Genomic DNA, 20,682 nt, shown 5'->3' with positions numbered 1-20,682 from the left:
GGTCGACTTCGCTGGGCTCAGCGGGTTGATCGACGTCGTGGCCGTCTGACCACCACCAGCGAACGGACTTCATGGATATCCCCTTCGGCGATGCGTTGCTGAACCTCGTCGGCCGCCGCGATGCAGCAGCCGACGCGGACGCCGACCCCGGGAACCTCGGCGGGGACGACGCCGAGGTCGTCGACGTCCCGGACACCGGTGACACGGTCCTGCTGCTGCAGAAGATGGAGAACCGCCTGGTCCGCCATCACCTGCGTCACCCCGATGTGCTCAACGCCGAGCAGCTGCGACGGCTGCGGTATCTGCTGAACTTCGCCCGGCTCACCGACTTCGAGCCCGGCGCGGCCGGACCGGGCGGCAAACGGGGCCGCGGGGACGTGTCGGTCGGGGCGGAGCTGACCGCATGGCGCACCCAGGTCATCGAGGCGCTGCACGGCCCGCTGCGTGCGGAACGCGATCCGGTCACCGCGCTGAGCACGGCACGCGATGCGCTGGAGGGGCTGATCTCCGGCCAGGATGAGCAGCGCAGCCTGTTGGCGCAGCGGCACGGCAACGAGTTCTCGCTGGCCGAACTCGATGCCGAGGTCGGCCACAAGAAACTGGTCACGGTGCTGGGCGGCGGCGGGGGTGCCGGATTCGTCTACATCGGTGGCGCGCAACGGCTGCTGGAGGCCGGTCTGACCCCGGACTACCTGATCGGTTCGTCGTTCGGGTCGATTCTCAGCGCCGTCGTCGCCCGCACCCTGCCGGTGCCCATCGAGGAGTACGTCGAATGGGCCAAGACGGTGTCCTACGGCGCGATCCTCGGCCAGGAGCGGCTGCGTCGACGGCATGGGCTGACCGGGGTGTTCTCGCTGAACTTCGACACGTTCGCCGATGCGATGTTCCGGCGTGAGGACGGCGCCCCGATGCGGATGTCGGATCTGGCCATCCCGTTCGACGCGGTGGTCGCCGGGGTGCGCCGCCAGCCGTTCGCCGCGTTGCCGTCGCGCTACCGCAACCAGCGTCTGGCCGCGTTGAAGCTGCGATCCCTCCCCTACCTGCCGATCGGTCTGGGCCCGCAGGTGGCGACCCGGCTGTGGCAGACCGCGGCGTTCATCGACCCCCGGGTGACCACCCCGCTCGTCATCGGCGGCGACGATCCGGACCTGGACGTCAACGTCGTCGACGCGGCATCGTTCTCCTCGGCGATCCCCGGCGTGCTGCACCACGAGACCAAGGACCCGGCGATGGAACCGCTGTTCGACGCGTTCCTCGCCGACAACGACGTCGGTGCGCTGGTCGACGGCGGCGCCGCCAGCAACGTCCCGGTCGAACTGGCCTGGAAGCGGGTCCGCGACGGGCGGCTGGGCACCCGCAACGCTTGCTATCTGGCGTTCGATTGCTTTCACCCGCAGTGGGATCCGAAACACCTGTGGCTGGTGCCGATCACCCAGGCCATTCAGCTGCAGATGGTGCGCAACGCCCCCTACGCCGATCATCTGGTCCGGTTCTCCCCGACGCTGTCACCGGTGAACCTGGCGCCGTCGGCACCCACCATCGATCGGGCCTGCAGTTGGGGTCGGGACAGTGTCGAGCACGCCGTCCCGGTGATCTCCGCACTGCTGGAACCGATCTGGTGGACCGACCAACCCGCCCCAGCGCCGGCGCCGGAACCGCCCGGCGAGGGCGCGGCGCGGGCAGCGTCGATGAGCAAGGTGATGGCCGCGGTGCGCGCACCGCGCACCCGCTACGCGAACTGGCGGGAACGACGACGGGAACGACGCGGCCGCTGACGCATCACACTGCCAGCAGGCGGTACAGCCCGATCGACCCGACCACCAGGATCACCGCCCGCAGCGCATTCGGTGACAGCCGTCGCCCGTAGTGCCCGCCCAGGTAGCCGCCGATCAGGGAGCCGACCGCGATCAGCCCGGCTGCCGGCCAGCTGATCCGGTCGAACGCGGTCAGCGTGTATGCCAGTGCGGCAACCACATTCACGATCAGCGTGAGCAGCACCTTGGCGGCGTTCATCCGCTGCATCGACTCCGGCAGCAGGATGCCCATCACGCCGATCAGCAGAATGCCCTGCGCCGCGGAGAAATAGCCGCCGTAGACCGCGACCCCGAACGTGCCGGCCGTCAGCGCCAGCAGTCGGCCGCGACTGAGATGGTCGACGGAGCGACCGGCCGCCTCGGCCCGGCGCTGCGCGGCGGCCTGCACCCGCGGGCCCACCACCACCAGCGCCAGTGCGCCGACCAGCAGCGCCGGCACCACCCGGTTGAAGACGCTTTCGGGCAGGTGCAGCAGCAGATACGCCCCGAACATCGCCCCGATCAGCGACCCGGGGATCTGCCAGCGCAGCCGATTCCACTGCCCGCGCAGTTCCCGGCGGTACGCCCAGGTTCCCGAGACTCCCCCGGCCACCAGGCCGATCGAGTTGGAGATGGTGGCGGTCAGCGGCGGGAAGCCGAGGGTCACCAGCGTCGGGAACGTGATCAGGGTGCCGGAGCCGACCAGTGAGTTGACCGCGCCCGCGCCGACCCCGGCCAGGATGATCAGCAGGATTTCGGAGACAGGCACTTACAGGACCCTACGGGAGTCAGTGGGTGCGCTTTGCGCCGCGCTTCTCTCGCATCCGCACGTTGATCCGGATCGGGCTGCCCTCGAACCCGAAGGTCTCCCGCAGCCGCCGTTCCAGGAATCGCCGATACCCGGCTTCCAGGAATCCGGTGGTGAACAGCACGAACGTCGGTGGACGCGCCGCGGCCTGGGTGGCGAACAGCACCCGCGGTGCCCGGCCGCCTCGCGCCGGCGGCGGGGTGGCGGCGATGACCTCTTTGAGCCAGTTGTTGAGCTGCCCGGTGGAGATCCGGGTGTCCCAGGATGCCAGTGCGGTCTCCAGTGCGGGCACCAGTTTCTGCACGGCACGACCGGTTTTCGCCGAGATGTTGACCCGCGGCGCCCACGCCAGCCGGGCCATGTCCCGGTCGATCTCCTTGTCCAGCACGTAGCGCCGGTCCTCGTCGACCAGGTCCCACTTGTTGTAGGCCAGCACCACCGCACGGCCGGCCTCGACCACCATCGAGATCACCCGCTGGTCCTGTTCGGTGAGCGGCTGCGACGAGTCGACCAGCACGATCACCACTTCGGCGGCGTCGATCGCGCCGTGGGTGCGCACCGATGCGTAGAACTCGTGGCCGCTGGCCTGCCCCACCTTGCGGCGCAGCCCGGCGGTGTCGACGAAACGCCAGATCTTGCCGTCCATTTCGATCAGCGAGTCCACCGGGTCGACGGTGGTGCCGGCCATGTCGTGCACCACCGAGCGCTCGTCACCGGCCAACCGGTTCAGCAGCGAACTCTTGCCGACGTTCGGCTTGCCGACCAGCGCCACCCGGCGCGGCCCACCACCGCCACCGCCCGCCAGTTCGGAGACGGTGGGCAGCACCGCGATCACGTCATCGAGCAGATCGGCGACGCCGCGGCCGTGCAGCGCGCTGACCGCGTGCGGCTGACCCAGCCCCAGCGACCACAGCGCCGCGGCATCGGCCTCGCCGCGCTCACCGTCAACCTTGTTGGCGGCCAAGAACACCGGCTTGCCGGAGCGGCGCAGGATACGGGCGGCGGCTTCGTCACCGGCGGTGGCGCCGACGACCGAGTCGACCACCAGGATCACCGCGTCGGCGGTACGCATCGCCACCGCGGCCTGCTCGGCGACCAACTGCTGCAACCCCTTGGCGTCGGGCTCCCAGCCACCGGTGTCCTGCACCATGAACCGACGTCCGGTCCACAGCGCGTCGTAGGACACCCGGTCACGGGTCACCCCGGGCAGGTCCTGCACCACCGCTTCGCGACGGCCCAGGATCCGGTTGACCAGAGTCGATTTCCCGACGTTCGGCCGGCCCACCACGGCCACCACCGGCGGCGGGCCGGACTCCTCACCGAGTTCGTCGAGATCGCCGAAGTCTCCGGCGATCTCCCAGTCGCTCTCATCGGTCCAGGTGCCGTCAGTCATCGGATCGCCCCACAGTGTTCTTCGACCAGTTGCCGCAGGCGGTCGATCACCTGTTCCTGCGTCATCGCACTGGTATCCACGGTCACCGCGTCATCGGCGGCGCGCAGCGGTGACGTCGCCCGGGTGGAATCCAGGTGGTCGCGCCGACGCACGTCGGCCAGCACGCCGTCGTGGTCGTCGGGCAGGCCGGCGGCGACATTCTGGTCGTTGCGCCGCTGCGCCCGGGTCTCCGCCGAGGCGGTCAGGAAGATCTTCAGGTCGGCGTCCGGTAGCACCACCGTGCCGATGTCGCGGCCCTCGACCACCACGCCGCCGCCGGCAGCCAGTTGCCGCTGCACCGCGACCAGGCGGGTGCGCACCGCGGGCACCGCCGACACCGCCGACACCGCCGCGGTCACGTCGTCGCCGCGGATCAGCGTCGAAACGTCTTCGCCGGCAAGGTAAGCACGGTCCTGATCCACCGACAGCTGCACGCCGTCGGCAACCGCACCGATCGCCGCGACGTCATCGAGAGCGACACCGGCACGCAGCACGGCCAGCGTCACGATCCGGTACATGGCACCGGTGTCCAGGTAGCGGGCGCCGATCGCGGCCGCCAATCCCTTTGACACCGAGGACTTCCCGGTGCCGGCCGGCCCGTCCACGGCGATCGTCACGGCGCTCGGCGTTTCCCGGTTCGTGACACTCCCGTCGGTCGCTGCGCTCCCTCCGCTCGTTCTACTCACAACCCGACCGCCTTGTACAGTTCGCCGACCTCTTTGCGGTTGAGCGCCCGGATGCTGCCCGGCCGCTGCTCCCCGAGGGCCACCGCGCCGATGTCGGTGCGCACCAGCGCCTGCACCGGAAATCCGACCGAGGCGAGCAGCCGACGCACGATGCGCTTGCGGCCCTCGTGCAGGGTGACCCGCACCAGCGTCTTGCCGGGCACGGTGTCGACGACGGCGAAGTCGTCCAGCTTCGCCGGCCCGTCGTCGAGTTCGACACCGGCACGCAGCTTCTTGCCCAACCCGCGCGGCACTGAGCCGAGCACTGTCGCCACGTAGGTCTTGGGCACCGCGTAGGACGGGTGCATCAGCCGGTGGGCCAGTTCGCCGTCGTTGGTCAGCAGCATCAGGCCTTCGGTGTCGGCGTCGAGCCGGCCGACGTGAAACAGCTTGGCGTCACCGCGAACCCGGTGCTCCACATAGTCGCCGATGCACGGCCTGCCGCGGTCATCCGACATCGTCGAATGCACGCCCTTCGGTTTGTTCAGTGCCAGGTACACCCGGGTGTCGTCGACCGTGATCCGCGCGCCGTCAACCCGGATCACCGCTTCGCTCGGGTCGACGCGGGTGCCCAGTTCGGTGACGATTACCCCGTCGACCTCGACCCGGCCGTCGCGAATCATCTTCTCCGCCACGCGTCGTGACGCAACACCGGCCTGCGACAGCACCTTCTGCAGTCGCACACCGTCGGGTTCCAGATCGGAATCGGAGAAGGCCATCAGTCGTGATCCACATCGAACGCGAGCGGCTGGTCCGGCGCGGGTGCGCCGCCCAGTTTCATGAAACGTGGTTCGGAGTCCAGGGACTCGCTCAGGTCGTCGATCACGTCGACGTCGGGCAGCAGCGGCGCAATGTCGGGCAGGTCGGTCAGCGACGACAGCCCCAGCCGCTCCAGGAACAGTTCGGTGGTCGCGAACGTCACCGCGCCGGTGTCGGAGTCCGCACCGGCCTCGGTGATCAGGCCGCGGGCCAGCAGGGTCCGCATCACCGCGTCCACGTTCACCCCGCGCACCGCACTGACCCGCGCCCGGGTCACCGGTTGCCGATAGGCGACCACGGCCAGGGTCTCCAGAGCGGCGCGGGTCAGCTTGGAGCGCGCCCCGTCGAGCAGCAGCCGTTCCACGTACGGTGCGAAGCGCGCCCGGGTGTACAGCCGCCACCCGCCGCCGGCTTCACGCAGGTCGATCCCACTGTCGCGGGCGGTGAACTCGTCGGCCATCAGCCGCAGTTTCGCCGCGATCCGGTAGACGGGCTGCTCGGTCGCGCTGGCCAACGCCTCCACGGTCACCGGGGTGTCCACCACCAGCAGCAGTGCCTCCAGCACCGAGCCCAGTTCGCCGTCCTCGAGTTCCGGCGCCAGGGCGACGTCGATGCCCAGGTCGGTGCCGGCCACCTCGGGTTCGGTCACCTCGGACCCCGGCATCTCGGACTCCGCGGCCTCGGGTTCGGACACCTCGGCCTCGGAAACGTCGTCGATCATCTCTTGGTCTTGCACTACTCGGCCGCTTCTGCTTTCACCAGGTCTACTAATTCACCCGCGGTCGGACGCTCTCCGGTCCACGACACCTGGAGCACACCAAGTGGTTCTGACTGGTCAAATGCTACCGCCCGCGCCCGATACAGTTCGAGCAGCGCCAGGAACCGGCCGACGATCTCGATCGGCACGCAGTCGGCGACCAGGTCTGAGAACGACGCCCACTGGCCGGTCCCGCGCGATTCCAGCATCGCCAGCAGCAGCCCGGCCTGCTCGGGCACCGACACCATCACCCGGTGCAGGTGGTCGACACCCACCGTGGGCACCGGCCGGGGTGTGAAGGCCGCCGCCGCGATCTCGGCGAACGTCCCGGCGTCCACGCCCAGCATCACCTCGGGCAGCAGATTGGCGAACCCGTCCTCCAGCGCCACCGCCCGCGGGTAGCTGCGCAGTGCGGCCGCCTCCAGTTCGGCGAAGATCAGCGCGACGTGCTTGAACGCCCGGTACTGCAGCAACCGCGCGAACAGCAGGTCGCGCACCTCCAGCAGCGCCAGGTCCTCCTCGTCGTCGACCTGCCCGGACGGCAGCAGCCGCGCCGCCTTCAGATCGAGGAGGGTGGCGGCGATCACCAGGAACGCCGTCGTCTCCTCCAGCTCCAGCTGTGCGCCCACGTCGCGGGTGTAGGCGATGAAGTCGTCGGTGACCTGGTGCAGCGCCACCTCGGTGACGTCGAGGCGGTGCGCGAAGATCAGCTGCAGCAGCAGGTCGAACGGGCCCTCGAAGTTCGTCAGCCGAACCTTGAAGCCCGACGATTCCGGCGGGGTGTTCGAATCGCCGGCCGGTTCGCTGTCGGGGTTCACGCGCCGAATCGGTCGATGACTTCGCGGGCCAGCGCACGATAGGCCAACGCACCGCTGGATTTCGGGGCCCAACTGGTGATCGGCTCGCCGGCCACCGTGGTCTCCGGGAACCGGACGGTGCGGGTGATCACGGTGTCGAACACCAGATCCCCGAAACGCTCCACCACCCGGGCCATCACCTCGCGGGCGTTGACCGGGCGCGGGTCGTAGCGGGTGAGCACGATGCCGCTGATCTCCAGTTTCGGATTGAGCCGGTCACGGACCTTCTCCACGGTGTCGGTCAGCAGCGCCAGCCCGCGCAGCGAGAAGTACTCGCACTCGGTGGGGATGATGACGCCGTCGGCGCAGGCCAGGCCGTTGACGGTGAGCAGGCCCAGCGACGGCTGGCAGTCGATCAGCACGTAGTCGTAGCGGTCCAGTACCGGCCGCAGCGCCCGCGCCAGCGAATGCTCCCGACCCACCTCGTTGACCAGCTGGATCTCCGCGGCGGACAGGTCGATGTTGGAGGGCACCAGGTCGAGGTTCTCGACCCGGGTCTCCATCAGCACGTCGTCGATCGCGACCCGCGGTTCCACCAGCAGGTTGTGGACGGTGTGCTCCAGCTCGTAATGCGGCACCCCCAGCCCGGCCGAGAGCGCGCCCTGCGGGTCCAGGTCGACCAGCAGCACCCGCCGGCCGTACTCGGCCAGTGCCGCACCCATGTTGATCGTCGACGTGGTCTTGCCGACGCCGCCCTTCTGGTTGCACATGGCGATGACCTTGGCCGGACCGTGCGCGGTTCGGGGCTGCGGTTCGGGGATCACCCGTGTGGGTCGGCCGGTCAGGCCGACATCAGCGTTCTCGGCGTCGGTCATCGCCGGTCAGGTGTCGTCGACCGGGTCTGCGCTGTGGTGGCAAACATCCGCAGAAGTCTAACGGGTGTCCACCGCCGTGTCGGGCACATAACCGGTGATCGTTTGCGCTGGACGGACATAAAATCGCAACCATGAGCCTCAAGCGGCGGATGCCCTTCCTGCGGTGGTCGGTCTTGCGGATGGCGACCGTCACCCGCAACATCACCACGACGGGCCAGATCGGCGACGGCCGCGAGGCCGCGGCCGTCGACTATGTGCTGAACAACGCCCGGCCCGGTGACATCGACGACGTGCTGGCCACCATCGACCGGTTCGCCTACGAGAAGTCCCTGCTGATCAACGTCGGCGACGAGAAAGGACTGCTGCTCGACGCCGCGGTGCGCCGCGCCGCCCCGACACTGGCGCTGGAGTTGGGCACCTACTGCGGCTACAGCGCGCTGCGGATCGCCCGGGCCGCGCCGGCCGCACGCGTGTACTCGGTCGAGTTGGCCGAGGCCAACGCCGCCAACGCCCGGCAGATCTGGGCGCACGCCGGGGTCGCCGACCGGATCACCTGTGTGGTCGGCACCGTCGGCGACGGCGGGCGGACGCTGGACGCACTGACCGTCCGGCACGGTTTCGCCGCGGGAGCCCTGGATTTCCTGTTCATCGATCACGACAAGGACGCCTACCTGCCGGACCTGCAGAGCATTCTCGACCGGGGCTGGCTGCACCCGGGGTCGATCGTCGTCGCCGACAACGTGAAAGTGCCTGGGGCGCCCCGATATCGGGAGTACATGCAGGCCCAGCAGGGTCGCCGGTTCGAGACCGTCGAGCACAAGACCCACGTGGAGTATCAGAGCCTGATCCACGACCTGGTGCTGGAGTCGAAGTTCCTGGGCTGATCTCGCGCCACCGTGCAGAAATGACCGGGCCCACCTGGGCGGATGCCGGTGGGTTGTGCACGCTCGCGGGGAAGGGTTACCGCGCCCGCGGGTGCGCCCCGGCCCACACCTCACGCAGCGCGTGCACGGTGACCAGCGTGTAGATCTGCGTGGTCGTCACCGAGGCGTGGCCGAGCAGCTCCTGCACCACCCGGACGTCGGCGCCGCCGTCGAGCAGGTGGGTGGCGAACGAGTGCCGCAGCGTATGCGGCGAAACCTTGGTGGTGATGCCCGCCCGCTCGGCGGAGTCCTGCAGCACCTGCCAGGCGCTCTGCCGGGACAGCCGGCCGCCGCGGGCGTTGAGGAACACCGCCGGTGTGCCCTTCCCGCGCTGCGCCAGACCGGGCCGGCCGCGCACCAGGTAGGCATCCAGCGCCGTGATCGCCGGCCGGCCCACCGGCACCAGGCGCTGCTTGCCGCCCTTGCCGTGCAGCAGCACCGACCGATCCTGCACATCGATGTCGTCGACGTCGAGCCCGACGGCCTCGGAGATCCGGGATCCGGTGGAGTACAGCAGTTCGAGCAGGGCTCGGTTGCGCAGGCTCAGCGGCCCATCCGACGGGCTGTCTCCGCCGGCCCCGGCCAGCAGATCCGAAACCTCGTCCACCGTCAGGCTTTTCGGCAGTCGTCGCCCGGGAGTCGGTGGTTTGACCGCATGCGCGACGTCCAGCGGGGTCAGTCCCTCGGCTGCGGCGAACCGGTGCAGTCCGCGCACCGCGATCAGCGCCCGGCCGGCCGACACCGCCGACAGCGCCGACACACCGTTGTCGGGGTCACCCTTGCGCAGCGCAACCAGGAATTCGCTGACGTCGGTCTCGCCGGCGGCGGCCAGGTCGTCCACGCCGCGGCTCAGCAGGTGATCGAGGTAGCGCCGCAGGTCGCGGCGATAGGAACTCAGCGTGTTGGCGGCGACACCGCGCTCGATCGTCAGGTGGTCGAGGTAGCCCTGCAACTGCTCCTCGACCGGACACGTCGGGCGGGCCGCCGTGGTCATGGACGGCCCCGCCGGGCGGCGAAGGCCGTCGGCCGGTCCACCCACGCAGCGTCCGGCGGGCGCAGTTGCCCGGCGCCCTGCGCCAGCTGGTTCGCGGCCAGAATCCCCGCCACCGCAATGGCATTGACGATCTCCCCGGCGAACACCATCCGGGCCGCGTCGGTGAGCGGGAACCACTGCAGTTTCAGGTCCGCTTCCTCGTCGTGTGCCGCGGGCCGTTCGACCTCGCGCAGCCCGGTCGCCAGGAACACCCGGACCGACTCGTCGCTGAAACCGGGCGTGGAGTCCAGGTCCACCAGCACCTGCCAGTCGGTGGCCGCAAGTCCCGCCTCCTCCTGCAGTTCGCGGGCCGCGGTCAACTGCGGTGCCTCACCGCCGACGTCGAGCAGCCCGGCGGGCAGCTCCCACAGCCGCCGGCCCAGTGGATGCCGGTACTGGTAGATCAGCGGGATCTCGCCGTCGTCGTTCATCGCGACGATCGCCACCGCGCCGTAGTGCTCCACCACCTCTCGGGTGGCGGTCCCGCCACCTGGCATCAGCACCTCGTCGGCGCGCAGCGCGAAGATCTTGCCGCTGTGCAGCAACCGCGACGACGTCGTCTCGAAGACGTGCTCAGCCACGAGTGGCGGACTCCTGCAGTTCCTCGGCTTCCAGGTGGTGTTCGGGGATTTCGACCGGAAGCCGTTCGGCTGCTTCGTAATCGATCGCCGCACCGATGAACGCCGCGAACAGCGGATGCGGACGGGTGGGCCGGCTCTTCAGTTCCGGGTGCGCCTGCGTGCCGACCAGGAACGGGTGGATCTCCCGCGGGTACTCGACGAACTCCACCAGGTGCCCGTCCGGTGAGGTGCCGGAGAACCGCAGCCCGCTGGCCGCGATCCGGTCCCGATAGGCGTTGTTGACCTCGTACCGGTGCCGGTGCCGTTCGGAGACCTCGGTCGCCCCGTATGCCTCCGCGACGATCGAATCCGCTTCCAGCGTCGCCGGATACGCGCCGAGCCGCATCGTCCCGCCGAGGTCGGCGGTGCCGGCGACCGCATCCATCTGGTCGGCCATGGTGGCGATGACCGGGTCGGGTGTGTCCGGGTCGTACTCAGCGGAGCTGGCCTTGGTCAGCCCGACCGACCGGGCGGCTTCGATCACGATGCACTGCAGGCCCAGGCACAGCCCCAGCACGGGGATGCCGTGGGTGCGGGCGTAGGTGATCGCACCGATCTTGCCTTCGATCCCGCGGATGCCAAAGCCGCCGGGGATCAGCACGCCGTGCACGTCGCCGAGTGCGGCGAGCGCACCGGCCGGGGTCGCGCACTCGTCGGAGGCGACCCAGACGACCTCGACCTTCGCGTAGTGCTTGAAACCGCCGGCGCGCAGCGCCTCACTCACCGACAGGTAGGCGTCGGAGAGGTCGATGTACTTGCCCACCAACGCGATTCGGACGGTTTCGTGCGGTTCGTGGACCCGGCGCAGCAGGTCGTCCCACTCGGTCCAGTCGACGTCCTTGAACGGCAGGTTGAGTCGGCGCACCACGTAGGCGTCCAACTCCTCCCGGTGCAGCACCTTGGGGATGTCGTAGATCGACGCCGCGTCGGGGGTGGAGATCACCCCGTCGATGTCGACGTCGCACATCAGCGCGATCTTGTTCTTCAGCGGTTCGGGAACGTCGCGGTCGCAGCGCAGGATCAGCGCGTCGGGCGTGATGCCGATGCTGCGCAGCGCCGCCACCGAGTGCTGGGTGGGTTTGGTCTTGAGCTCGCCGGACGGCGCCAGGTACGGCACCAGCGACACGTGCAGGAAGAACACGTTGTCCCGGCCGACGTCGTGGCGGACCTGCCGGGCGGCCTCCAGGAACGGCTGCGACTCGATGTCGCCGACCGTGCCGCCGATCTCGGTGATGACGACGTCGGGGCGGCGCCCGTCGGCGTCAGGTTCGGACATCGCCAGGATGCGCCGCTTGATCTCGTCGGTGATGTGCGGGATCACCTGCACCGTGTCACCGAGGTACTCGCCGCGGCGCTCCTTGGCGATGACGGTCGAATACACCTGTCCGGTGGTCACATTCGCCGAGCCGGACAGATCCCGGTCCAGGAAGCGCTCGTAGTGGCCGACGTCGAGGTCGGTCTCGGCGCCGTCCTCGGTGACGAAGACCTCGCCGTGCTGGAACGGGTTCATCGTTCCCGGATCGACGTTCAGGTAGGGGTCGAGCTTCTGCATGGTGACCTGCAGGCCGCGGGCGATCAACAGCTGACCCAGGCTGCTCGCGGTCAGACCCTTCCCCAGCGAGGACGCAACCCCACCGGTGACGAAGAGATGCTTCGGCTCAGCTTGGGGATGCTTGCGCAATGGTGGCAACACCAACCTCCGTGACGACGGCGCAGGGATTGAGGGCCTGCCGACCCACGGAATCTCACCCTAACATCGACTCACGCGAACGGTCCTCGACACGCCCGGCCTACCGCGCGATGGTCACCGATCCGGCGCCGTGACCGATCCCGTACTGACCGGCGTGGCCGCCGTCGGCCTGACTGCTCACCACCATCACCGTGGTGATCCGACCGGACTCCACGTCGACGTCATCGACCGTGCTCACCGCACCGGAGATCCCGGAATCGGCGCGGGCCATCGCGACCGCCGCGGTCCCCGACGCGCACCCCTCCCGGCCGGCGAGCACCGTCGCCGACCCGTGCGGGGCCAGCGCCGCGGCGAAGCGGGCCACACTGACGCCGACGTTGCCGGCTTCATCACCCAGCGCCCCGCCGGTGATGACCACGGCGGTGTTCGCCGCCCCGAGCCGCTGCTCGCCGTACGTCACGAAACCGGTGTCGCGCAGCGCGGCCAGCACCGTCTCACGCTGGTTGTCGTCGGCGGGCGCAACCGCCAGGTCCCGGTTGATCAGCAGGGCGAGGCCGAGCAGGTCGCCGGCCTGCGCGCCCTGGTCGACGTAGCCGGTGTTGAGTTGCGCGCCGGCCGGCACGATTCCCGACTCGACCACCGTGCGCAGCTTCTCCTCGTCGTTGCCCTCGACGAACTGGCTGGTCAGCGTGACCGTTCCGGTGACGACGCCGCCGGCCTGACCGATGATCCGCGACACCGCCTCGACGTCGTCGTCGTGGGCGTCGGGGGCCCGGAAGACCACCACCGATTTCCCGGTCAGCGCACCGTGCACCATCCGAGACGCCATCTGGGCGTCGAAGTCGTTCGCGGTCGTCAGCCGCTCGTTCAGCGCGGCCTGCTGCTCATGCAGGGCGTCGACCTGGGCGCGCAGTTCCTGTTTTTCCGACTGCAGGCCGGCCAGCAGCGGTCCCGACAGCACGCCGGATCCCAGGACGACGCCGAGCACCAGGGCCACGAAGACCGCGACCAGCGAGATCGTGTGCTGCCGAGGGGTGATCACCGGTCCACCCGCCCTACGTCACCCAGTGCCGCAACCACTGCACGGCGTGGTGCCAGTAGTTGGTCAGCCAGTCCAGCACCACCGCGTCGGTCCGCGACACCCAAAGTGCGACGACGATCGCGACCAGCATGGTCAGCACCAGCAGCGCGATGGCGCCGGCGGACACCCGGTTGCGGTAGAGGGTGGCGACCGCGCGGGCGTCCACCAGTTTCTCGCCGACCTTGAGCCGGGTCAGGAACATCGACGGGTTGGACAGCTGGCGGGTCCGGTCGAAGAACGTCTCGATGTTGGCGGTGTGGCCCGCCGTAACCAGCAGCGCCGCCCCGTGGTGGTCGGCCAGCAGCAAGGCCAGGTCCATCGCGGATCCGGCGGCCGGGAACGTCATCGCCCCGACCCCGAGGTCCTGGATGCGCTCCAGGCCCGGCGCGTGCCCGTCGGCGTCGGCGGGCAGCACCACCTGCGATCCGCAGCGCAGCACCTCGGTGCTCATCGTTTCGGGGTCGCCGACGATCAGTTCGGGCCGGTGGCCGGCCTTGCGCAGCACGTCGGCGCCGCCACCGACACCGATCAGCACCGGCTGGTACTCCTTGATGAACGGCTTGAGGCGCTTGAGGTCCTCGGCGGCGTACGGCTCGTCACCGACCAGCACCACGTGCCGGCGGCGCAGGTCGACGTCGATCTCGGGGATGCCGATGCCGTCGATCAGCAGCGGGCTCTCGCTGCGGATGAACTCGATGGTGTTGCCGGCGAACGCCTCCAGATGCGCGACCAGGCCGCTCTTGGCCTCGTGCATCATCTCGGTGATGTCGATGTCGGTGCGTTCGACGCCCAGGGCCAGTCGCCGGTCACCGGAGTAGACGCCGCTGTTGTGCAGGCGGACCTTGGCGCCGTCGCGGATCTTCTTGAACACCGTCGGCCCGGCTTCGTCGATCAGCGTGACGCCGTTGGCGACGAGCACCTCGGGTCCCAGGTTGGGGTAGCGGCCGGAGATCGACGCCGAGGCGTTGACGACGCCGGCGATGCCGGCTTCGACGAGTGCGTCGGCGGTGATCCGGTCCAGGTCCAGCACGTCGAGGACGACGATGTCGCCCGGGCCGACGCGGCGCAGCAGACGGTCGATGTCGTGGTCGACTCGGGCCGTGCCGATGACACCTGGCCGGGCGGTGTTACGAGACAGCAGCGAAGACATCTTCATGGGCGCGATTCTGGCCGGAAATACCCGGATCGCGGGGAGGCGCGCCGTAACAACAGCAACACAAGTCACAACGCGTCACATTTGTCACACGTTTTGGGGCGTCACGCTTCCGTCTTCGGCGCGATGCTCGCGGGCGGCGGCCAGCAGTTCACGCGCATGCGCCCGGCCGGTGTCGGACTCCCCCAGGCCGGCCAGCATCCGGGCCAGTTCGGCGACCCGGTCGTCGTCACCGAGGTGCCGCACCGTGCTGGCGCCGCGGCCCCCGCCGCTGTCGACGGTCAGGTGCGCGTCGGCGTAGGCGGCGACCTGGGGCAGGTGGGTCACGACGATCACCTGGTGGGTCTGCGCCAACCGGGCCAGCCGACGGCCGATCTGCACCGCGGCCCGGCCACCGACACCGGCGTCGACCTCGTCGAAGACCATCGTGGTGCCGGCCGAGTCACGCACGGTCGTCGCCAGCACCACCTCCAGCGCCAGCATCACCCGCGACAGTTCACCGCCGGACGCGCTTTTCGCCAGCGGCAGCACGTCCATCCCGCGGTGCGCGGCCAGCCCGAACTCGACGTCGTCGATGCCGTCGGCGCCGGCGTGCACCTGCTGACCCGACGGCAGCGTCAGCACCGCCGGATCGTCGGCGGCACCGGGGCTGGTGACGACGCCGATGGCGAACTCCGCGTCGGCCATCGCCAACCCGGACAACTCGGCGCTGACGGCCTTGGCCAGTTTCCCGGCTGCTTTCCCGCGGGCCGCGCTGAGTTCGGTGGCGGCCGTGGCGACCGCACCGGCCAACTCGTCGACGCGGGCGGCCAGCGCCACCATTGCCTCTTCGGAGACGTCCAGGCCGGCCAGCCGGGCCCGCGACTCGGCCGCCCAGGCCAGCACCCCGGCGACGTCGGAAGCGTATTTGCGGGTCAGCGTGCGCAGTTCGGCCTGCCGGGCCAACCGGGTGTCCAGGGCGTCGGCCTCGGTGGGCAGCTCCCCCAGATAGTCGCCGAGCTCGCGGGCCACGTCGCCGACCACCGTCATCGCGCCGCTGAGTTGCTCGGCCAGCACCCACAGCGCGGTGTCGTCGGTGCCCTCCAGCACCACCCTGGCCTGCCCCAACCGGTCGGTGGCCGATGACGGGCTCAGCTCGGCGAAGTCGTCACCGCCGGTCAGCGCGGTGCGGGCGCCGGTGGCCGCCGCGCGCAGCGCATCGAGTTCGGAGAGCCGCCGGATCTCCAGCGTCAGCGTCTCGTCCTCACCGGGCTGCGGGTCCACGGCGTCGATCTCCCGCAGCCCGAACGCCAGCCGATCGGCTTCCTGCGCCAGCTCCCGCGCCCGGTCGCGCCGGTCGACCAGTTCGCGGCGGGCCGACAGCCACGCGTCCCGCGCCGCGCGATACCGGTCCAGCCGGGCGCCTACCCCCGCGAACTTGTCGAGCGCGGCACGTTGCTCGTCGGGCCGCATCAGGCGCAGCTGGTCGTTCTGCCCGTGCAGGGTGAGCAGCCCCTCGGTGAAGCCGGTCAGCGACTTGGCGGGCACCCCGCGGCCGCCCAGGTAGGCGCGCGACGGTCCCTCCCGGTTGACCGAGCGGGCGGCGATGACGCTGCCGTCCTCGTCCCGGTCGGCGCCCGACGAGTCCAGCAGCTGATCGATCTGTGCGGCGGCCGCATCCGACAGCTCCGCTGTGGAGAACCGGCCCTCCACCACCGCACGGGCCGCCCCGGACCGCACCCGGGTGGCGTCGGCGCGGGCACCGCCGAGCAGGTGCAGGCCGGTGACCACCATCGTCTTGCCGGTACCGGTCTCCCCGGTGAGCACGGTCAGGCCGCGGTCGAATTCGGCGGTCGCCGCGCTGATCGCGCCGAGCGACTCGATCCGGATCTCGGTAAGCACGCCTATTGCCCGCGCCAGCCGGTGACCGGCAGCCGGAACTTGCGCACCAGCCGGTCGGTGAACGGGGAACTGCCCAGCCGCGCCCATTTCACCGGGGTGCCGCCGCGCTGCACCTCCAGGCGTCCGCCGGCGGGCACCAGCATCTTGCGGCGGCCGTCGCAGAACACCAGCGCGTCATGGCCGTTGCTCTCCACCTCGATCGCGATCGTCGACTCCGGGCTGGTCACCATCGGCCGGGCGAACAGGGCGTGCGCGTTGTTGGGCACCACGAGGATCGCGTCGAGGTCCGGCCAGAGCACCGGGCCGCCCGCGGAGAACGCGTAGGCGGTGGACCCGGTCGGCGTCGACACCAGCACGCCGTCGCAGCCGAACGTCGACACCGGCCGGCCGTCGACCTCGACGACCACGCCGAGCACACCGAGGCGCGGGCCCTTCTCCATGCTGGCCTCGTTCAGCGCCCACCCGCGGTCGATGATCTCCCCGCCGGCCCGCACCATGACGTCCAGCGTCATCCGGTCCTCGACCCGGTAGTCCCGGGCGATGATGTGGTCGAGCACCGCGTCGATGGTCTCCGCTTCGGCCTCGGCAAGGAACCCGATCCGGCCGAGATTGACTCCCAGCACCGGGATGTCGGCGTTGCGGGCCAGTTCGGCGGCACGCAGGAAGGTGCCGTCGCCGCCGAGCACCAACACCAGTTCGCAATCCTCGGCAGCCCGGTTGTCAGGGTCGACGACGTCGATCTCGACGCCCAGGGCCCGCATGTCGTCGGGCGCCAAGTGCAGCGATCCCTTGTCGACGGCCTCGGCGGTCAGCACCCGCAGCGCGATGCCGCGCTCGCCGAGCACCTTCTCCACCCGGCGGGCGGTGTCGGTGGCTTCCTCGCGCCCGGTGTGCACGACCAGCAGGACGGTGCGCTGGTGATTTTCGACAGTCACTGTGGGCCTCTCACTGCGGACCTCTCACGACGGCATCCTGGACGGCCTGCTGCAGCGCATCGCCGGTCAGCAGATTCTCGGCAGCCCTGCGCAGATGGAGAAAGTATTCGACGTTGCCCGACGGGCCCGGCAGCGGGCTGGCCGTCACCGCGACCGCGTGCCAGCCCAGCTGCTCGGCACGCTGCGCCACGGTCAGCACCGCGCCGGCGCGCAGCTGCGGGTCGGCCACCACGCCACCGGCGCCGACCTGCTGGCGCCCGACTTCGAACTGCGGTTTCACCATCGGAACGATATCGGCGTCCACCGACGCGCAACCAGTCAACGCGGGCAGCACCGTCGACAGCGAGATGAACGACAGGTCCGCGACGATCAGGTCCGCCGGCGCCCCGACCGTCTCCGGGGACAGCGTCCGCACGTTCGTCCGTTCGATGACGACGACGCGCGGATCGGTGCGCAGCGACCAGGCCAGCTGCCCGTAGCCGACGTCGACGGCGACCACCTGGGCCGCGCCCCGGTCCAGCAGCACCTCGGTGAACCCGCCGGTCGACGCCCCGGCGTCCAGACAGCGGCGGCCCTCGACCGCGATGCCGAACGCGTCCAGGGCGCCGATCAATTTGTGCGCCCCGCGGGACACCCAGCTTCGTTCGGCGTCGGCGGCAACCGCCAGGGCCGCGGTGAGGGCGACGGCGGTGGCCGGTTTGACGGCCCGGATGCCGTCGATGGTCACCTTGCCGGCATCGATCAACTCCGCTGCCTGCTGGCGGGATCTGGCCAGGCCGCGCCGAACCAGTTCAGCGTCAACGCGAGCGCGCCGCGACATGCGTGCCCTCAGCCTTTCTCCACCGACTCCAGCGCCCGCACCAGCACGGTGTGCGCCTCCTCGAGCCGCTGCGCCAGCTGGTTGAGGTCGGTCTGCGCCGGCAGATCGGGCAGTTCGGCCTCGCCGGGCAGCTCGGCGAGCAGCGCTTCGATCCGGGATCTGATGCGCTCAGGGTCCCGGTCCGACTCGGCGTTGTGGCGGGTTTCGATTTCCATTGCGCCACTTACGCTAGTCGATGGCGGCTACGGGCAGGTGTCGAGCAGGGCCCAGCGCTGCAGGGCTTCCCGTGCGGCGTCGTCGGCGGCGGCCAGCGTGACGGCCTTTCCGTCCAGGTCGGCGTCCCATACCGCGGCCGCCACGGCCCGGACGATCGACAGTCCGTCGCTCTCGGTGTCGTCACCGGCGCTGTCGTGCTCCCGGGTGGCGACCGTGACCGTGGCGCCGTCGACGCGCACGTCCCAGTCCGGCTGCGGCCCGATCGCGAGCCGGTCGGCGTCGACCAGCAGCGACCGCAGGTCCGCGCCGATGTACGTCGGCCGATGGCCGGCGACCGCCAGCACGGCGTCGCTTGCCGAGTTGACGCCGGTGAGCACCATCAGGCTGGGGAGCCCGGCGGCGCTGGCCGCCGCGATGTCGGTGTCGAGGCGATCGCCGACCACCAGCGGTGCATAGAACTCGCCGCGGGCCAGCGCGGCGGTCAGCAGTGCGGCCGACGGCTTCCCCGCCACCTGGGGTTCGACGTCGGTGGCCGTGCGCAGCGCGGCCACCATCGAGCCGTTGCCGGGCAGCAGCCCGCGTTCCGACGGCAGCGTCTTGTCGACGTTGGTCGCCATCCACAGCGCCCCGGCCCGGATCGCCAGCGCCGCCTCCGCCAATTCCGCCCAGTCCGTTTCGGTTGACAGCCCCTGGATCACCGCGGCCGGGTTCTCCGACGCCAGCCGCACCGGGGTGAGACCCACGGCGCTGATCTCACCGGCCAGCGCCTCGGTCCCGACCACCAGCACCGGCGCGCCCGCGGGCAACTGCCCGGCCAGCAGTTCGGCGGCGACGTGCGCGCTGGTGGCGACGTCGTCGGCGCCGGCGGTGAAGCCGAGCTCGGCCAGGTGCGCCGCGACTTCGCCCGCGCTGCGCGACGAGTTGTTGGTGATGAACAGTGCCCGGCCGGGCACCTGCGCCAGCGTGTCGACGGCGCCGACGGTCGGCTCGCCGCCCCGGAAGACAGTGCCGTCCAGATCGAGCAGCAGGCAGTCGTACTCCTCGGCCAGCGGCTTCGCCCCGGCCAGCTCGGCGACCCGTTCCTCGGCGTCGGTGACGCCGTCGACGTCGGCGGCGGCGGCCTGCAGGAACCACTGCAGCGCCTCGTCGGTGCGGCCCAGCGCGGTCAGCACCTCGGCACGCGCGTACCAGAGCCGGGCGACGATGGGGCCGGTCCGCTCCGGATCGGCCTGCGCCGCCGACAGCACGGTCAGCGCCTGCTCGAGTTGGCCGAGGTCGGCGCGGGCGCCGGCGACGACGATCCGCAGTTCGTCGGCCTCGTCGCCTTCCAGTGCCTCCGCTTCCGGTCCGGTGGCCAGTTCGATCGCCCGCTGCGGCCGGCCCAGGCCGCGCTCGCAGTCGACGATCAGCGGCAGCAGCGCGGACTTGCTGCCCATCCGTCGTGCCGCCCGCAGTTCGCCGAGCGCCTGCGTCCAGTCACCGCAGTGGTAGGCCGCGATGCCGACGGCCTCGCGCACCGCGGTGATCCGGGTCGACCGGGCCCGTGCCGCCTGGGCATGCCGCAGCGCAGCCTGCGGGTCGTCGTCGAGCAGGTTGCCGGCCGCCACCAGGTGACAGGCCACGGCGTCCGCGACGGCCTTGCTCAGGGTGCTCAGTTCACGGCGCACTTCCGGCGCCAACTGCTTGGGTTCGACGCCTTCGGGAATCGGCGGGTCGTCGCGGCGCGGCGCCGACTCGTCCCGTGCGGGTGCTGGGCGACCGGCATCCGAACGCGGTGGTCGCGACCCGGTCCCGGTCCGCGGCGGACGCGATCCACCCTCGGAGCGGGGCCGACGGGCGTCGCCGTCGTCGCGTTGCGGCCGTGACCAGCCCTCGGTACGCGGTCGGCGGGCATCGCCGTCACTGCGTGGTGGTCGTGATCCGCCGTCGGTGCGCGGCCGACGAGGTCCGCCCTCGCCGCGCGGCGGGCGGAAGCCGCCCTCGTCGCGCTGCGGCTGCGCCCGGCGAGGCCGATCCGGGCCCGACCATTTGGCTGCGCCGCGGTGCTCGCGAGGTTCGCGCGAATCCCGGAAGTCACGACGCTCGCGGGACTCCCGGTGATCCCGGGATGCCCCGCCGAACGACGACTTCGGCCGGTCCTGTCGCCTGGCGTCGTCGGCACCGCCGGCGTTCTCTCCTCGCGTGCCGTCTCCGCCGCTGCCGTGCTCGGCCACTTCGTGCCTTCCCGATCGAATCCGTACCCCGCAAAGGATACGGCGAACTCGCCGATGACACCGCCGCAATCCCATTTGCCGGCAGCACCACGCGGGGCGCCGGGCAACGGCGACAAATACATCGATCAATGGATATGCCTGGACCCCCCAATTTCTTGGGGGGTCCAGGTT

General features: G+C 70.5%; 19 protein-coding genes and 1 pseudogene. 2 read left to right on the top strand and 18 right to left on the bottom strand.

The features are described from left to right. Positions 1–71 precede the first annotated feature (71 nt). Entirely contained in the window at positions 72–1,775 is a 1,704-nt protein-coding gene (locus tag KIH27_RS03265) for a patatin-like phospholipase family protein (RefSeq protein ID WP_214091493.1), read from the top strand. Between the two features lie 4 nt (positions 1,776–1,779). Here the strand turns inward: KIH27_RS03265 and KIH27_RS03260 are convergent, their stop codons facing one another. The 7 genes from KIH27_RS03260 to KIH27_RS03230 form a co-directional block, all read right to left on the bottom strand. Further along, complete coding sequence (locus tag KIH27_RS03260; RefSeq protein WP_214091492.1) at positions 1,780–2,562, bottom strand: sulfite exporter TauE/SafE family protein; 783 nt, start codon at positions 2,560–2,562, stop codon at positions 1,780–1,782. A 19-nt stretch (positions 2,563–2,581) separates the two neighbouring features. Continuing rightward, the gene (gene der, locus KIH27_RS03255) at positions 2,582–3,994 is read right to left on the bottom strand and encodes a ribosome biogenesis GTPase Der (RefSeq protein WP_214091491.1); all 1,413 of its coding nucleotides are present in this window, start codon (positions 3,992–3,994) and stop codon (positions 2,582–2,584) included. Continuing rightward, positions 3,991–4,650, bottom strand: a complete 660-nt coding sequence (gene cmk / locus KIH27_RS03250) for a (d)CMP kinase (RefSeq protein ID WP_307856772.1) — start codon at positions 4,648–4,650, stop codon at positions 3,991–3,993. The genes der and cmk overlap by 4 nt, the downstream gene beginning before the upstream one ends. A 65-nt stretch (positions 4,651–4,715) precedes the next feature. Further along, entirely contained in the window at positions 4,716–5,477 is a 762-nt protein-coding gene (locus KIH27_RS03245) for a pseudouridine synthase (RefSeq protein ID WP_214091489.1), read from the bottom strand. After that, a complete protein-coding gene (scpB, locus tag KIH27_RS03240; protein WP_214091643.1) occupies positions 5,477–6,181 on the bottom strand; it encodes an SMC-Scp complex subunit ScpB in 705 nt (234 codons plus the stop codon). The genes KIH27_RS03245 and scpB overlap by 1 nt, the downstream gene beginning before the upstream one ends. A 71-nt stretch (positions 6,182–6,252) precedes the next feature. Further along, complete coding sequence (locus tag KIH27_RS03235) at positions 6,253–7,092, bottom strand: segregation/condensation protein A (protein WP_307856771.1); 840 nt, start codon at positions 7,090–7,092, stop codon at positions 6,253–6,255. Next, complete coding sequence (locus KIH27_RS03230) at positions 7,089–7,946, bottom strand: ParA family protein (RefSeq protein ID WP_214091488.1); 858 nt, start codon at positions 7,944–7,946, stop codon at positions 7,089–7,091. The genes KIH27_RS03235 and KIH27_RS03230 overlap by 4 nt, the downstream gene beginning before the upstream one ends. A 131-nt stretch (positions 7,947–8,077) precedes the next feature. On the opposite strand from KIH27_RS03230, the gene KIH27_RS03225 reads away from it, so the two are divergent. Beyond that, on the top strand, positions 8,078–8,830 hold the full coding sequence (locus KIH27_RS03225) for an O-methyltransferase (protein WP_214091487.1): 753 nt from the start codon (positions 8,078–8,080) through the stop codon (positions 8,828–8,830). A 76-nt stretch (positions 8,831–8,906) separates the two neighbouring features. Here KIH27_RS03225 and xerD read toward each other — a convergent pair whose 3' ends face one another. From xerD to KIH27_RS22365, 11 genes and pseudogenes are all read right to left on the bottom strand, one after another. Further along, positions 8,907–9,863 carry a site-specific tyrosine recombinase XerD gene (xerD, locus tag KIH27_RS03220; protein ID WP_214091486.1) on the bottom strand — a complete coding sequence of 319 codons (957 nt, stop codon included), beginning with the start codon at positions 9,861–9,863 and terminating at the stop codon, positions 8,907–8,909. Then, positions 9,860–10,483, bottom strand: coding sequence for an NUDIX domain-containing protein (locus KIH27_RS03215; RefSeq protein WP_214091485.1), 624 nt, complete (start codon positions 10,481–10,483; stop codon positions 9,860–9,862). Before KIH27_RS03215 ends, xerD begins: the two co-directional genes overlap by 4 nt. Beyond that, entirely contained in the window at positions 10,476–12,212 is a 1,737-nt protein-coding gene (gene pyrG / locus KIH27_RS03210) for a CTP synthase (protein WP_284144675.1), read from the bottom strand. The genes KIH27_RS03215 and pyrG overlap by 8 nt, the downstream gene beginning before the upstream one ends. Before the next feature lie 100 nt (positions 12,213–12,312). Beyond that, on the bottom strand, positions 12,313–13,254 hold the full coding sequence (locus KIH27_RS03205; RefSeq protein ID WP_214091484.1) for a copper transporter: 942 nt from the start codon (positions 13,252–13,254) through the stop codon (positions 12,313–12,315). Positions 13,255–13,267: 13 nt separating this feature from the next. Then, complete coding sequence (gene steA, locus KIH27_RS03200; protein WP_214091483.1) at positions 13,268–14,449, bottom strand: putative cytokinetic ring protein SteA; 1,182 nt, start codon at positions 14,447–14,449, stop codon at positions 13,268–13,270. 84 nt (positions 14,450–14,533) lie between these two features. After that, the gene (gene recN, locus KIH27_RS03195; RefSeq protein WP_214091482.1) at positions 14,534–16,327 is read right to left on the bottom strand and encodes a DNA repair protein RecN; all 1,794 of its coding nucleotides are present in this window, start codon (positions 16,325–16,327) and stop codon (positions 14,534–14,536) included. Between the two features lie 2 nt (positions 16,328–16,329). After that, positions 16,330–17,262, bottom strand: a complete 933-nt coding sequence (locus KIH27_RS03190) for an NAD kinase (RefSeq protein WP_214091481.1) — start codon at positions 17,260–17,262, stop codon at positions 16,330–16,332. Positions 17,263–17,272: 10 nt separating this feature from the next. After that, a complete protein-coding gene (locus KIH27_RS03185) occupies positions 17,273–18,082 on the bottom strand; it encodes a TlyA family RNA methyltransferase (protein ID WP_214091480.1) in 810 nt (269 codons plus the stop codon). 8 nt (positions 18,083–18,090) lie between these two features. Then, on the bottom strand, positions 18,091–18,297 hold the full coding sequence (locus tag KIH27_RS03180; RefSeq protein WP_214091479.1) for a hypothetical protein: 207 nt from the start codon (positions 18,295–18,297) through the stop codon (positions 18,091–18,093). A gap of 27 nt (positions 18,298–18,324) precedes the next feature. Continuing rightward, the gene (locus KIH27_RS22370; RefSeq protein ID WP_372451295.1) at positions 18,325–19,323 is read right to left on the bottom strand and encodes an HAD-IIA family hydrolase; all 999 of its coding nucleotides are present in this window, start codon (positions 19,321–19,323) and stop codon (positions 18,325–18,327) included. Positions 19,324–19,362: 39 nt separating this feature from the next. After that, positions 19,363–20,079, bottom strand: a pseudogene (locus KIH27_RS22365) (tetratricopeptide repeat protein); the annotation flags it as partial. Positions 20,080–20,682 lie beyond the last annotated feature (603 nt).

The sequence above is a fragment of the Mycolicibacter acidiphilus genome (assembly GCF_018455725.1).
Taxonomy (GTDB): domain Bacteria; phylum Actinomycetota; class Actinomycetes; order Mycobacteriales; family Mycobacteriaceae; genus Mycobacterium; species Mycobacterium acidiphilum.
Note: the sequence above shows the minus strand (reverse complement) of the source record. Positions and strands in the feature narration are given on the sequence as shown.

Excerpts from the sequence above, each read along its gene's own strand:
- KIH27_RS03265 (WP_214091493.1), top strand. The coding sequence starts at position 72 with ATGGATATCCCCTTCGGCGATGCGTTGCTGAACCTCGTCGGCCGCCGC.
- der (WP_214091491.1), bottom strand. The coding sequence starts at position 3,994 with ATGACTGACGGCACCTGGACCGATGAGAGCGACTGGGAGATCGCCGGA.
- KIH27_RS03245 (WP_214091489.1), bottom strand. The coding sequence starts at position 5,477 with ATGGCCTTCTCCGATTCCGATCTGGAACCCGACGGTGTGCGACTGCAG.
- scpB (WP_214091643.1), bottom strand. The coding sequence starts at position 6,181 with ATGCCGGGGTCCGAGGTGACCGAACCCGAGGTGGCCGGCACCGACCTG.
- KIH27_RS03230 (WP_214091488.1), bottom strand. The coding sequence starts at position 7,946 with ATGACCGACGCCGAGAACGCTGATGTCGGCCTGACCGGCCGACCCACA.
- KIH27_RS03225 (WP_214091487.1), top strand. The coding sequence starts at position 8,078 with ATGAGCCTCAAGCGGCGGATGCCCTTCCTGCGGTGGTCGGTCTTGCGG.
- xerD (WP_214091486.1), bottom strand. The coding sequence starts at position 9,863 with ATGACCACGGCGGCCCGCCCGACGTGTCCGGTCGAGGAGCAGTTGCAG.
- steA (WP_214091483.1), bottom strand. The coding sequence starts at position 14,449 with ATGAAGATGTCTTCGCTGCTGTCTCGTAACACCGCCCGGCCAGGTGTC.
- KIH27_RS03185 (WP_214091480.1), bottom strand. The coding sequence starts at position 18,082 with ATGTCGCGGCGCGCTCGCGTTGACGCTGAACTGGTTCGGCGCGGCCTG.
- KIH27_RS03180 (WP_214091479.1), bottom strand. The coding sequence starts at position 18,297 with ATGGAAATCGAAACCCGCCACAACGCCGAGTCGGACCGGGACCCTGAG.